This window comes from Bradyrhizobium sp. 155 (assembly GCF_023101105.1).
Taxonomy (GTDB): domain Bacteria; phylum Pseudomonadota; class Alphaproteobacteria; order Rhizobiales; family Xanthobacteraceae; genus Bradyrhizobium; species Bradyrhizobium canariense_D.
Genome location: NZ_CP064704.1, coordinates 7,125,107 through 7,137,887, shown reverse-complemented (window position 1 = coordinate 7,137,887; position 12,781 = coordinate 7,125,107). Strand labels below are relative to the sequence as shown.

Genomic DNA, 12,781 nt, shown 5'->3' with positions numbered 1-12,781 from the left:
GGTTCTACACGGCCGCCAGCAAATGGGCGGGCGCAAACGGCTTGCGCAAAAAGGTCGTGTTGGGCGGCAGCGGCGCCATCACCGTCCCGGACATCAGCACGATGTTGAGCCCCGGATGAGCACTGCGAGCGTATTCTGCGAGCTCAAGCCCGGTCATTCTCCCTGCGAGGTTGTGATCGGTGATGAGCGCCCGCAGCTCCGTGCCCGTCGAGGCCACGATAAGCTCCGCGGCTTCCGCAGTGGCGCACTCGACGACTTCGAACCCTTCGTCCTTGAGAAGGTCGGACAGAACTTCGCGCTGGAGTGAGTCGTCCTCGACCAGCAGCATGACGAAATTCGACATGCGGTCATTCCCAACTTATCGGATGTTAATGCGCATCCCGGAAGATTGTTCGGTTGTGATGTCTTCGTTCGGCGCTCCTTGCGCCACGGCATGATCAGTCGAACATGTTGCATTCTCCTTGAGGTTTCGACGCAGGCGCCGAAGCGGGGGTCGAACAGGAGCGGCAATGGCAATCGTCTTCATCACCGGCAGCACGGACGGTCTGGGCCGCGCAGCTGCCCAGTCTCTGCTCGAACAGGGCCACCAGGTCGTCCTGCACGCACGATCAGCGGAACGTGCGACCGCAATCTCCGAGCTTGAATCGCATTCCGCACGGGTCGTGATCGGCGATCTCAAGAGCGCCGCCCAGACGAGACACGTGGCAGATCAGGTCAACGCAATCGGACGAATGGACGCGGTCATCCACAACGCCGGGGTCTATACCGAGCGCAGCCGCGGCCCGACGCCCGAAGGCCACGCCACCACCCTGGCAATCAACACGCTCGCGCCCTATTTGCTCACCGCCCTGATGAAGCGCCCCGATCGGCTGGTGTATCTCAGCAGCGGACTACATCGCGGCGGAGAGGGATCGTTGAGCGATCTCGACTGGACGAGGCGAACCTGGGATCCGGCCAAGGCGTACGCGGAGAGCAAACTGCACATGGTCGCACTGGCCTTTGCCTTGGCGCGGCGTTGGCCGCAGGTGCTGAGCAACGCCGTCGATCCCGGCTGGGCGCGCACCAAAATGGGCGGTGCCGGAGCGCCGGTCGGCGTGGCCACCGGACAACGGACGCAGACCTGGCTCGCTGTGAGCGATGATCCCGCCGCCCTGGTCAGCGGTCGTTACTGGCATGACCTCCGGCAACAAGAGCCGGCGCACGAAGCAGTTGATCCCGATTTTCAGGAGCGGCTTCTGGACAGGCTGGGCGAGTTGACGGGAGTGATGCTTCCACCGGCGTAGAAGCAATTCGCCTGAAGCCCACATCTTCCCAAAGCGTCGGGAGGCCGATGCTGCCTCTCATGCGCACGGCATTGCCACGTGCTGCATGATGCCATCATGCCCCTGTTTTGCCCGACGAGTCAAACGAAATTCTGAAAATCAAAAGTTCAATCCGAACAAGCCCCTCGCTACTGTGCATGGGGTTGTTTTCGCGTTTTTTTGTTTTCGGTCCCGAAAAGCGCGGACCGGACCTGTCTCGCCGCGCTCGCGGCGGCCTAAAGCCGTCGCCTCAGCTGTCCACCTTCAACGCGGCGATGAAGGCTTCCTGCGGGATGTCGACCTTGCCGAACTGCCGCATCTTCTTCTTGCCTTCCTTCTGCTTCTCCAGAAGTTTGCGCTTACGCGTGATGTCGCCGCCGTAGCACTTTGCGGTGACGTCCTTGCGCAGCGCGCGCACCGTCTCTCGCGCGATCACCTTGCCGCCGATCGCCGCCTGGATCGGGATCTGGAACATGTGCGGCGGGATCAAATCCTTCATCTTCTCAACCATGGCGCGGCCGCGCCCCTCGGCGCGGGTGCGATGCACCAGCATCGAGAGTGCGTCGACCGGCTCGTTGTTGACCAGGATCTGCATCTTGACCAGATCGGCCGGCTTGTAGTCGGTGAGATGATAGTCGAACGAGGCGTAGCCCTTGGAGACCGACTTCAGGCGGTCGTAGAAGTCGAACACGACCTCGTTGAGCGGCAGATCGTATTTCACCATGGCGCGGGAGCCGACATAGGTCAGCTCCTTCTGCGAGCCGCGGCGGTCCTGGCACAGCTTCAGCACGCTGCCGAGATATTCGTCGGGGGTGAGGATCGTGGCCTCGATCCAGGGCTCCTGGATCTCCGCGATCTTGACCACATCAGGCATGTCGACGGGATTGTGAATCGAGATTTCCTGTCCGTCGGTCAGGCTCATCTTGTAGATCACGCTCGGCGCGGTCGCGATCAGGTTGAGATCGAATTCGCGCGACAGACGCTCCTGGATGATCTCCAGGTGCAACAGCCCGAGGAAGCCGCAGCGGAAGCCGAAGCCGAGTGCGGCCGAGGTCTCCATCTCGTAGGAGAAGCTGGCATCGTTGAGGCGCAGCTTGCCCATCGCCGCGCGCAAGGTCTCGAAGTCGTCGGCGTCGGCGGGGAACAGGCCGCAGAACACCACGGGAATGGCCGGCTTGAAGCCCGCCAGCATCTCGGTGACCGGCTTCTTGTCGTCGGTGATGGTATCGCCGACACGGGTGTCGGCCACTTCCTTGATCGCGGCGGTGATGAAGCCGATCTCGCCGGGGCCGAGCTCGTCGACCTGCGTCATCTTCGGGGTAAAGAAGCCGACGCGCTCGATGTCATAGGCCGCGCCCGTGCCCATCATGCGGACCCGGCTGCCCTTCTTCATGACGCCGTCGACGACGCGGATCAGCACCACCACGCCGAGATAGACGTCGTACCAGCTGTCGACGAGCAACGCCTTCAGCGTCGCTTCGCGATCACCCTTCGGCGGCGGCAGGCGGGTGACGATCGCTTCCAGCACATCGGGCACGCCGAGGCCGGTCTTGGCCGAGATCATCACGGACTCGGAGGCGTCGATGCCGATGACGTCCTCGATCTGCTGCTTGACCTTCTCCGGCTCTGCGGCGGGAAGGTCGACCTTGTTCAGGACCGGAACGATCTCATGCCCCGCATCGAGCGCGTGGTAGACGTTGGCGAGCGTCTGTGCCTCCACGCCCTGGCTGGCGTCGACCACCAGCAGGGAACCCTCGCAGGCCGCCAGCGACCGCGACACTTCGTAGGCGAAGTCGACATGGCCGGGCGTGTCCATCAGGTTGAAGATGTAATCCTTGCCGTCCTTGGCGCGGTAGGCGAGGCGCACTGTCTGCGCCTTGATGGTGATGCCGCGCTCGCGCTCGATATCCATGGAATCGAGCACCTGCTCCTTGCCCGCCATTTCCCGGTCGGTGAGGCCGCCGGTCATCTGGATCAGGCGGTCGGCCAGCGTCGATTTGCCATGGTCGATATGGGCGACGATGGAGAAATTGCGGATGTTGGAAATGGGGACGGTCGTCATGGGCGCGGGATACCACTCACACCCCCGTGCGGCAACCATATTGCTGTAATTTCAGGGCCTTTGTTCACGCCAAGCTGATTCCACGAAGGCCCGAAACGCGCTACGCAACGCCTGATGTCCAGGCCCATGACGACGACCTCGATCCCGTCTGCCCGAGCGCGCGCGAAGACCCGGGTGAGCTATGCCCGCTTCCGCGCCTGGCTGGTTGCCAGCGCGACCCGCCCCGAGGCGCGCCTCTGGCTGGTGATCCAGCTCGCCATCCTGCATGCGGTGCTCTGGACCTTCATCCTGATCAATCTCAAGGCAGCGCAGGACGTTCACATGGACGTCGCGGAAGCCTGGGGCTGGGGGCAGAAATTCCTCTGGGGCTATGGCAAGCACCCGCCGCTGTCGGGCTGGGTCGCCGGCCTCTGGTTCACAGTGTTCCCGCCGACGGACTGGGCGACCTATGCGCTGGCGATGGCGACCGTCGGCACCGGTATGGTGATCTGCTGGCTCATCGCGCTGCGCGTCGTGGATGCGCGGCGCGCGTTCCTGGTCGTGGTGATGGTCGCGCTCTACCCGATCTTCAATTTCAAGGGTTTCAAGTACAATCCCGACCTGCTCCAGCTCGTCACCTTGCCGCTCCTCGTGCTCGCTTATCTCAATGCGTTCGAGAAGCGGAGCTGGCAGTCCGGAGTGTTGCTCGGCCTTGCCGGCGCGCTGGCGCTGATGACCAAATACTGGGTGCTGACCATGATCGGCGCCATCGGGCTTGCCGCGCTGATCCATCCGGAGCGAATGAGATTCCTGTCGTCGCCGGCACCGTGGGTTGCGATCGCGACGATGGTGGTGGCGATGATCCCGCACATCGTGTGGCTGGCGGACGCGCATTTCGTGCCGCTGACCTATGCCGGCGATACCTACAGCCTCGAGGACAGCGGCCAGGTGCATCAGCTCGTGACCGGCTATGCCCTGCATAATGTCGCGCTGCTGGCATTGCCGGTGGCGCTGGCCGCGCTGGCGATGGCGCTGGTGCCACCTTGGTTCAGGCTGCTCCTGCGTGCGCCCTTGCGCATCGTCACGCGGGACTGGGCGCGCGGCGCGAATTCCAGCGTGAACCTTTCGCAGGCGCGCAACGTCTGGCTCATCCAGATCATTGTCGCGGTCGGCCCCGCGCTCGGCGCGCTGGCCTTCAGCATCTACATGAAGACCGATTGGGGCATCTCGCTGTTCTTCCTGGTGCCCTTGGCGCTGGTCGCGATCCCGGCGTTGCGGGTGCAGAGCGCTGCGCTGTTCAACATTGTCGCGATCTGGCTCGTGCTCAGCGTTGCCACGCTCATTGCCTCGCCCTGGATCGCCGCCCGCGAGATGGCGGCCAATGCCGGCAATACGGCGACTTACGGCGCGCGCTCGGATCTCGCGCGCGAGCTGACGCAGGCCTGGCACGCGCGCTTCGCCTCGCACTGGGCGGTCGTCGCCGGCACCATGGAATCGATCCAGCCGATGGTGTTCTACAGCCCGGATCATCCGGCCGCGTTCACGCCGCTCGAGGCCTGGGGGTCCGGATTGATTTCGCCCGATGACGTCAAGCGATACGGCTTCATCGGCGTGTTCGACCCGGCCGATGGTCGCCTGCCGGCGTTCGAAAAATGGGTGTCCGAAGTTGCGCCGAAGGCCGAGCGCATCGTAATGACGACGCGCCGTTTCACTCACGGCAAAGCCGGTCCGTCGATGAGCTGGAACATCTACATCGCGCCGCCGGGGAATTGATCGAAGCGAATCCGCCTAAATCCCTTCCTCGTTGAATTTGCTTTCAACGAGTTCGGTGATCGCCGCGAGCGCGGCCTCGGCATCATCGCCGGACGCGGCGACCGTGATGGTGGTGCCGGGACCGGCGGCGAGCATCATCAGGCCCATGATCGAGGTGCCGCCGACGGTTTCGCCGCCGCGCGTCACCCAGACCTGCGCGCTGAAACGCTCGACGGCCTGAACGAACTTGGCGGAGGCCCGCGCGTGCAGGCCGCGCTTGTTGATGATCAGGAGGTCCTTGGAGATCGCGCCCGCGGGCACGCCCGTCCCGGCTTGCGGCGCCTCGTCGCTCATTTGCCGGCGAGGACGCGGCTGGCGATGGTGACGTATTTGCGGCCGGCTTCCTGGGCCATCGCGATCGCGTCGGGGAGCGGACGCTCCTCGCGCACCTTGGCGAGCTTCACCAGCATGGGAAGGTTGATGCCCGCGAGCACTTCGACCTTCGGCCGGCTCATGCAGGATATTGCCAAATTGGACGGCGTGCCGCCGAACATGTCGGTGAGGATCGCGACGCCGTCGCCGGAATCGACGCGGTTAACCGCCTCGATAATGTCGCTTCGACAGAGATCGGAATCATCTTCGGCGCCGATCGTGATCGCTTCGATTTGCTTTTGTGGGCCCATGACATGTTCAAGCGCTGCCTTGAATTCGTCGGCAAGGCGCCCGTGGGTCACAAGTACTAGACCAATCATCGGAAAACTCCTCGCGGGCGCTTTTGGTGCACCGCACGAACGCGCCACTTTGACCATCCAGAGCCCCCGCGCAAGAGGGGATGTTGCGTATCTCCCTGAATCTAGACGGATGGATAAGGGGAGCTGCGCCGGTCTATTCGGTCGCGAGTGTGGGGTTCATATGGTTACCATTTCCCTTCAAACAATCGCCTGAAGGGTTAACGGGAGATGAACTCTTGGTAGTGGTCAAGGCCGCGACAACCAGAGGAAGGGGCAAATAGTCGCGGCCGACTGGGATTCGTGGTATTTCGACACCTAAAATGGCTGTTTTCAGGGATTGGGCCGGCGGCAGCCGCTCCGCATCCGCGGCGTCCAGATCGACCACGAGGCCGACGGTCGCATGCTCCACAAAGTCGCAGCGGCGGATTCCCAGCCCCCGGATCTCGATCAGGCCGGCCAGAACCGGGGCGGGGCGGACCTCAATTTCGCGGCCGACTGTCGCCAGATGGACACGGTCATCACCGACCAGAACGGCCGTTTCGAGCACGCCGCTGCGTCCTGCCATGATCAAATCGAAGGCAAGGCGCGACTTGCCGGAGCCCGAGGGCCCGCGGATCAGCACCGCCAGATCTCCAACCTTGACCGCCGAGGCGTGAACGCTGGGGCCACCGTCGCTCATAGCGCCGGCAGCCTCACCACGAAACGCGCGCCGACAACACTGGGCGCGCCGTCCTCGTCCGCCGGGCCGAGGCGGTTCTCCGCCCAGATGCGTCCGCCATGTGCGTCGACGATCTGCTTGGAGATCGACAGGCCAAGGCCGGAGTTCTGGCCAAAGCCCTGATGAGGGCGGTCGGTGTAGAAGCGCTCGAAGATGCGCTCCAGCGCGTCGTCGCGGATTCCGGGGCCGTCGTCGTCGACCACGATCTCGATCTCTCCGCGTACGCGGCGGCAGGTGAGGCGCACCTTGTTGCCGGGCTCGGAGAAGGACTGTGCGTTCGAGAGCAGGTTGGAGACCACTTGTCCGAGTCGCGAATCGTGGCCGGTCACGGCGAAATTGTCGGTCGGGCTGCGGCCCTCGAAACGCATTTCGACCGCGACGTCATGGCCGAGCTTGGTTTCATTGGCGACGGAGACGAGCGTCGTCAGCAGGCGGCGCAGGTCGACCGGAATCGCATCCTGGCGCTGCAGTTCTGCATCGAGACGGCTGGCGTCGGAGATGTCCGAGATCAGCCGGTCGAGCCGCTTGACGTCATGCTCGATCACCTCGAGCAGGCGCGCGCGGCTGTTCTCGTTGCGCGCCAGCGGCAACGTCTCGACCGCGGAGCGCAACGAGGTCAACGGGTTCTTCAATTCGTGCGCGACGTCGGCGGCGAACATCTCGATCGCTTCGATGCGGCTGTAGAGTGCACTGGTCATGTCGCGCAGCGCACCGGAGAGATGGCCGATCTCGTCGCGACGACGGGTGAAGTCGGGAATTTCGACGCGGGTCCTGATCCGGCGGCGGATCAGCTCGGCGCTATCGGCGAGCCGGCGGACCGGACCTGCGATCGTGCTGGCGAGCAGCAGCGACAGCATGATCATGACCGCGGCGGCGACGCCGCCCACTTTGAGGATGGCGAGGCGCTCGGCGGTGACCATCTGGTCGATGTCGTCGCCCTGCGTCGACAGCATCAGCGCGCCATGGATGGCGCGCGAGCGCAGCACGGGGACCGCGACAGAGACGATCACCTCGCCGCGCGCATTGACCCGCACCATCGAGCGCTTCTGGCCCTGGAGCGCGTCGCCGACCTCCGCATAGCCATTGCCGTTCTCGGGGCCGAGCTCGCGATAGAGCGGCAGGTCGCCGCGATTGAGCCAAGTACGGACCGCGACCATGCCGCGTTCGACCATGCCAGGCTTCTCGGCGGACACTGACGGCAGGGGGAAGCGCACCACGGTATCGAGGCTGCGGCTATCGACCAGCAGGCTGCCGTTCGGGTCGTAGATGCGGGCGCGCGTCTTGGTCGGCGAGATCAGCGTGCGCAGCACCGGTGCCACGCGCTCCGGATTGATCGGAAAATCCAGCGGGGAATACTCGTCCGAGCCGCCATAGGTCTCGCCCGGCTTGAGGTCGAGCAACCGGTCGGGGTCGATGGTGATGGCGTTGGTCTGCACCGTCGCGGACGCCGCGATCGCGCCGGCGATGATCTCCGCCTGCACCAGCAGGCTCTGCGCGCGCGCGTCGATCAGGCCGGCGCGGAATTGCGACAGATAGAGGATGCTCGCCACCAGCGCGACCAGGCCGGCGAGGTTGAGCGAGACGATGCGGCGGGTCAGGCTCGAGAAGGACAGCGCGAAGAAGAACTGCCCGGCGCGCTTCAACCAGTTCAGTGGACGCCAGCCCCGCACGGCCAGCTTGTCCTCAGCCAATTGATCCGGAGCGCCGTGGGCGGTGACGTCCTCGGCGTTCTGGTTCTCGTCAGGCTGCGTTCGGTCAAGCAATGCTCACGCCCGCGTTAGGACAGCTCGTGCGAAGGTCCCCGCATCCTAGAGCCATCCCGGTCCCGATGGAATCAGAACCGGCGATGCTCTCGGTCTTTCGTGGAGGCGCGTGCGCCTCAGGCTTCCTTGAAGCGGTAGCCGACGCCGTAGAGCGTCTCGATCATCTCGAACTCGTTGTCGACCACCTTGAACTTCTTGCGCAGCCGCTTGATGTGGCTGTCGATGGTGCGGTCGTCGACATAGACCTGGTCGTCATAGGCGGCGTCCATCAGCGCGTTGCGGCTCTTCACCACGCCGGGCCGGGTCGCGAGCGCCTGCAGGATCAGGAATTCGGTGACGGTCAGCGTCACCGGCTCGTTTTTCCAGGTGCAGGTGTGCCGTTCAGGATCCATGCGCAGCAGGCCGCGGTCGAGCGCCTTGGCGTCGTTCTCCTTCGGCGTGACGGTCGGGTCCTTCGGCGCCGAACGGCGCAGCACCGCCTTGACGCGCTCGACCAGCAGGCGCTGCGAGAACGGTTTGCGGATGAAGTCGTCGGCGCCCATCTTGAGGCCGAACAGCTCGTCGATCTCTTCGTCCTTCGAGGTCAGGAAGATCACCGGCAGGTCGGATTTCTGCCGCAGCCGGCGCAACGTCTCCATGCCGTCCATGCGCGGCATCTTGATGTCGAGGATGGCAAGATCGGGCTGGGTGGTGCGGAAACCGTCGAGCGCTGAGGCGCCGTCGGTATAGGTCATGATGCGATAGCCTTCGGCCTCCAGCGCGATCGAGACGGATGTGAGAATGTTGCGGTCGTCGTCGACCAAAGCGATTGTGGGCATGAGCCTCTGCTTTCTGCTTTCCGTTTGGGTCGTGGCTTGAAAACGGCGAGCAATCCACTGATGCGCCGCATACATGGGTGCCGATGTTGGCATTCGAACCTTGTCACCGAGCAATGCAAGCTAGGCTGAAGTGTGACCAAGTTCCACGAAACACGGCAGATTCGCCGCATCTCGACCCATAACCGGGCCCCGGTTTACCCGAAAAAAGGCCCTCCATGCAACCACCTGACCCGAGAAAGCCGATGCAACCGACCCCCGACTTCGACCCCGGAAAGCTCGCCAAATCGCTGCTGCGGCGGTCACGGCAGGGGGCCTTGGCGACATTGATGGCCGGCAGCGGCGATCCTTATTGTTCCCTGGTCAATCTGGCGAGCCATCCGGATGGCTCTCCGATCCTGCTGATCTCAGGATTGGCCGTGCACACCAGGAACATCCTGGCCGACAGCCGGGTGTCCTTGATGCTGGACGAGCGGGCGGCGGGCGATCCGCTGGAAGGTGCCCGGATCATGCTGTCCGGCCATGCCGAGCCGGCCGATGCCGACAAGGATCTGCTCCGGCGACGGTATCTCAATGCTCATCCCTCAGCGGGAGCCTTTGTTTCCTTTAAAGATTTCTCTTTCTTTCGGATCCGGCCTACGGGAACCCATCTGGTCGCCGGCTTCGGCCGGATCGTCGACCTCAAGCCGGAGCAATTCCTGACCGACCTCACGGGGGCCGAGGACTTGCTGACGGCGGAGGAGGGCGCGGTGGAGCACATGAATGCCGACCACCGCGAGGCCATGGGCCTCTATGCAACAAAACTGCTCGGTGCTGCCGCGGGCGACTGGCGCTGCACCGGCTGCGACCCGGAGGGCCTCGACATGCAGGACGGCCAGACCGTCTTGCGGCTGGATTTTCCGGAGCGGGTGGCTGATGGCACGGCGCTGCGCAAGATGCTGGTTCGCCTCGCCGGCGAAGCGCGCACCAGGATGAACCAGAGCGCAACACATTGAACGCTGCTGCCCATCGCCGCGACCCAAGTTCGTTACCGGTCAGAAGGCGGCGGCGAGAGCGTCATGACAGAATGGAATAGACGGACGCTGGTTGCGGGTTTGACGCTCGCGATCACCGCATCGCTTGTCACGCCTAGCGTCGCCCAGAAAGGTCTCGCCGCGGAGAGCGCGCGGATCAACACCCTCATGAGCGCCGGCAGATATTCGGAAGCACTGCCTTTGGCGCAAGGTATGGTCGCGAACCTGGAGAAGAGCGACACAGGTCGCGAACTCGCCGCCGCGCTGAACAACCTCGGCCAGGTTCATGCCGGTCAGGGCCACGACGATCTGGCGGAGCCGCTCTACAAGCGCGCCATCATGCTGATGGAAAAGTCGCTCGGTCTCGAAACCCCGTTGATCGGAGCCGAACTGAGCAACCTCGCCGCGCTCTACCAGCGGCAGAGCCGCTACGCCGAGGCTGAGCCGCTGTTCAAGCGCGCGCTCGCCGTTCGCGAGAAGGGATTGTCGCGCGAGCATCCCGATGTCGGCCAGTCACTCAATAATCTCGCCACGCTCTATGTGAAGCAGCAGCACTATGCCGAAGCCGAGCCGCTGTTTCAGCGGGCGCTCGCGATCTACCAGAAGGCTGGCGGCTCCGAGCATCCGGCGGTGGCCACCGTCCTGAACAATCTCGGCCAGGTCTATCGCGATCTCAATCGCGATGCGGACGCGGAAGCGCCGATCAAGCGCTCGCTCGCGATCCGGGATAAGGTGCTGGGACCGGATCATCCCGACGTCGCCCGCTCGCTGAACAATCTCGCCGGCCTCTACGAGCACCAGCAGCGCTACGGTGACGCCGAGCCGCTCTATCGTCGCGCGCTGGTCATCCGCGAAAATGCACTCGGGCCCGATCATCCCGAGGTCATGACCTCGACCGGCAATCTGGCTTATTTCCTCTACGTGGCCGGGCGCGCCGCGGACGCATTGCCGTTCGCGGAAAGGACTCTTCGGGGCGATCGCGCCCAGTTGCGCATCGTCTTGCCGGTCCTGTTCGCCGCGCGCCAACAAGATCTGCTGTCCGGCGACAAGGCGCTCGACGAGGCCCTCGCCGCGATCCAGCGCGGCACGCAATCCTCCGCCGCATCCGCCGTGAACAAGCTCGCGGTTCGGCTTGCCGCCGGCAGCGACCGGCTCGCCGAGCTGGTGCGCCGGGATCAGGATCTCGCGGCTGAGTCAGAGGCACTCGACAAGGCGATCGTTGCCGCAGTGTCGAAGCAATCCGCGCAGCGCGATCTCGCAACCGAACAGCGCAGCCGCGCGCGGATTGCAATGATTGCCAACGAGCGTGCGGGCTTGCAGAAGACGCTCGCGGTCGAGTTTCCCGACTAGGCGTCACTCTCCAATCCGCTGCCGTTGACGGCAAAGGACATCCGGCTGCTGCTGTCGGCCGACGAGGCGATGGTGCTCTATTCCGTCGTCGACAAGCAGAGCTGTGTCATCGCGATCACGCGCGAGGGCGTCGACTGGAAGGCCATCCCACTCGGCGCGGATGCGCTGACGCAGAAGGTGACGGCATTCCGCAAGGGACTCGACGTCGGCAAAGCGCGCGACGCCTCCGGCAAATCCGGATTGTTCGATCTGGCGCTCGCCAACGAGCTCCATGTCGCGCTGCTCGGTCCGGTCGAGGCGTTGACAAAGCACAAGCACAGCCTGCTGGTGGTGCCGTCGGCTGCGCTGACCGCATTGCCGTTTCATCTGCTCGTCACGGAGAAGCCGCAGGCTGCGATCCCGGACACGCTCGAAGGCTATCGCGGCGCCGCCTGGCTGCTGCGGCGCCAGGCCGTCTCGGTGCTGCCGTCGGTGGGCAGTCTGAAATCGCTGCGGGCCTTCGCGCGTCGGGATCAAAGCGTGAAGCCGATGACCGGCTTCGGCGATCCCGTGTTCAATCCTGCACTGGAAGGGCCCGCCGAGCGGCGCGCCGCGAACGGCAAGGTCGCCGCGCGCAGCATCGCGACCATCGCCTATAGTGATTTCGGGCGCGGTGCCGGCGTCGATCGCGCGCGGCTTGCGCAGGCGCTGCCGCAACTGCCCGACACCGCCGATGAGTTGAACGCGGTGGCCAGGGATGTCGGGGCTTCCGAGGCCGACATTCATCTCGGCCGCGACGCCAGCGAGACGACGCTCAAGCGTGCAGCGCTTGCTCAATACGGCATCATCTACTTTGCCACCCACGGCCTCGTTGCCGGCGACATCAAGGGACTGGGTGAGCCCTCGCTCGCGCTCTCCATTCCCGATCAGCCCACTGAACTCGACGACGGTCTACTCACCGCGAGTGAAGTCGCTCAGCTCAAGCTCAATGCGGATTGGGTTGTACTGTCGGCCTGCAACACCATCGCGGGCGACAAGCCCGGCGCCGAGGCCCTGTCGGGACTGGCGCGCTCGTTCTTCTACGCCGGTGCGCGCGCGCTCCTGGTCTCGCATTGGGCCGTGGATTCGGAAGCTGCCACCCGCCTGACCACGATGACTTTCGAGCTGCTCAAAAACGAACCACAAATCGGGCGTGCCGAAGCCTTGCGCCGCGCGATGTTAACCTACGTTGACGACACCTCGTCTCCGCGCAACGCCTATCCAGCGATGTGGGGGCCCTTCGCGCTCATCGGCGAAGGCGCGGTACGATAGGGCGGGC

General features: G+C 64.4%; 10 protein-coding genes and 1 pseudogene. 4 read left to right on the top strand and 7 right to left on the bottom strand.

The window, feature by feature from the left end:
- Nucleotides 1-4: 4 nt before the first annotated feature.
- Nucleotides 5-343, bottom strand: a complete 339-nt coding sequence (locus tag IVA93_RS34070; RefSeq protein ID WP_018460063.1) for a response regulator — start codon at nt 341-343, stop codon at nt 5-7.
- A 166-nt stretch (nt 344-509) separates the two neighbouring features.
- On the opposite strand from IVA93_RS34070, the gene IVA93_RS34065 reads away from it, so the two are divergent.
- Nucleotides 510-1,283, top strand: coding sequence for an SDR family NAD(P)-dependent oxidoreductase (locus IVA93_RS34065; RefSeq protein ID WP_018460062.1), 774 nt, complete (start codon nt 510-512; stop codon nt 1,281-1,283).
- Nucleotides 1,284-1,551: 268 nt separating this feature from the next.
- Here the strand turns inward: IVA93_RS34065 and lepA are convergent, their stop codons facing one another.
- Nucleotides 1,552-3,363, bottom strand: a complete 1,812-nt coding sequence (lepA, locus tag IVA93_RS34060; RefSeq protein WP_018460061.1) for a translation elongation factor 4 — start codon at nt 3,361-3,363, stop codon at nt 1,552-1,554.
- A gap of 126 nt (nt 3,364-3,489) precedes the next feature.
- Between lepA and IVA93_RS34055 the strand changes: the two genes are divergently transcribed.
- Nucleotides 3,490-5,115, top strand: a complete 1,626-nt coding sequence (locus IVA93_RS34055) for a glycosyltransferase family 39 protein (protein ID WP_026233935.1) — start codon at nt 3,490-3,492, stop codon at nt 5,113-5,115.
- Nucleotides 5,116-5,130: 15 nt separating this feature from the next.
- Here IVA93_RS34055 and IVA93_RS34050 read toward each other — a convergent pair whose 3' ends face one another.
- The 5 genes from IVA93_RS34050 to IVA93_RS34030 all read right to left on the bottom strand — a co-directional run bounded on the left by IVA93_RS34050 (nt 5,131) and on the right by IVA93_RS34030 (nt 9,124).
- The gene (locus IVA93_RS34050) at nt 5,131-5,448 is read right to left on the bottom strand and encodes an HPr family phosphocarrier protein (RefSeq protein WP_018460059.1); all 318 of its coding nucleotides are present in this window, start codon (nt 5,446-5,448) and stop codon (nt 5,131-5,133) included.
- Nucleotides 5,445-5,846, bottom strand: coding sequence for a PTS sugar transporter subunit IIA (locus IVA93_RS34045; RefSeq protein WP_007597752.1), 402 nt, complete (start codon nt 5,844-5,846; stop codon nt 5,445-5,447). Before IVA93_RS34045 ends, IVA93_RS34050 begins: the two co-directional genes overlap by 4 nt.
- A 133-nt stretch (nt 5,847-5,979) precedes the next feature.
- Nucleotides 5,980-6,504, bottom strand: coding sequence for an HPr kinase/phosphorylase (locus IVA93_RS34040; protein WP_018460057.1), 525 nt, complete (start codon nt 6,502-6,504; stop codon nt 5,980-5,982).
- A complete protein-coding gene (locus IVA93_RS34035; RefSeq protein ID WP_018460056.1) occupies nt 6,501-8,306 on the bottom strand; it encodes a sensor histidine kinase in 1,806 nt (601 codons plus the stop codon). Before IVA93_RS34035 ends, IVA93_RS34040 begins: the two co-directional genes overlap by 4 nt.
- Nucleotides 8,307-8,422: 116 nt before the next feature.
- Complete coding sequence (locus IVA93_RS34030) at nt 8,423-9,124, bottom strand: response regulator transcription factor (protein WP_007597749.1); 702 nt, start codon at nt 9,122-9,124, stop codon at nt 8,423-8,425.
- Nucleotides 9,125-9,366: 242 nt separating this feature from the next.
- Here IVA93_RS34030 and IVA93_RS34025 point away from each other — a divergent pair, with 242 nt between their 5' ends.
- The gene (locus IVA93_RS34025) at nt 9,367-10,116 is read left to right on the top strand and encodes a HugZ family pyridoxamine 5'-phosphate oxidase (RefSeq protein WP_026233934.1); all 750 of its coding nucleotides are present in this window, start codon (nt 9,367-9,369) and stop codon (nt 10,114-10,116) included.
- 63 nt (nt 10,117-10,179) lie between these two features.
- A pseudogene (locus IVA93_RS34020) lies at nt 10,180-12,774 on the top strand (CHAT domain-containing protein).
- Nucleotides 12,775-12,781: the final 7 nt, after the last annotated feature.

Coding starts and splice junctions, on each gene's coding strand:
- IVA93_RS34030 (WP_007597749.1), bottom strand. CDS start 9,124: ATGCCCACAATCGCTTTGGTCGACGACGACCGCAACATTCTCACATCC.
- IVA93_RS34045 (WP_007597752.1), bottom strand. CDS start 5,846: ATGATTGGTCTAGTACTTGTGACCCACGGGCGCCTTGCCGACGAATTC.
- lepA (WP_018460061.1), bottom strand. CDS start 3,363: ATGACGACCGTCCCCATTTCCAACATCCGCAATTTCTCCATCGTCGCC.
- IVA93_RS34050 (WP_018460059.1), bottom strand. CDS start 5,448: ATGAGCGACGAGGCGCCGCAAGCCGGGACGGGCGTGCCCGCGGGCGCG.
- IVA93_RS34040 (WP_018460057.1), bottom strand. CDS start 6,504: ATGAGCGACGGTGGCCCCAGCGTTCACGCCTCGGCGGTCAAGGTTGGA.
- IVA93_RS34070 (WP_018460063.1), bottom strand. CDS start 343: ATGTCGAATTTCGTCATGCTGCTGGTCGAGGACGACTCACTCCAGCGC.
- IVA93_RS34025 (WP_026233934.1), top strand. CDS start 9,367: ATGCAACCGACCCCCGACTTCGACCCCGGAAAGCTCGCCAAATCGCTG.
- IVA93_RS34065 (WP_018460062.1), top strand. CDS start 510: ATGGCAATCGTCTTCATCACCGGCAGCACGGACGGTCTGGGCCGCGCA.
- IVA93_RS34055 (WP_026233935.1), top strand. CDS start 3,490: ATGACGACGACCTCGATCCCGTCTGCCCGAGCGCGCGCGAAGACCCGG.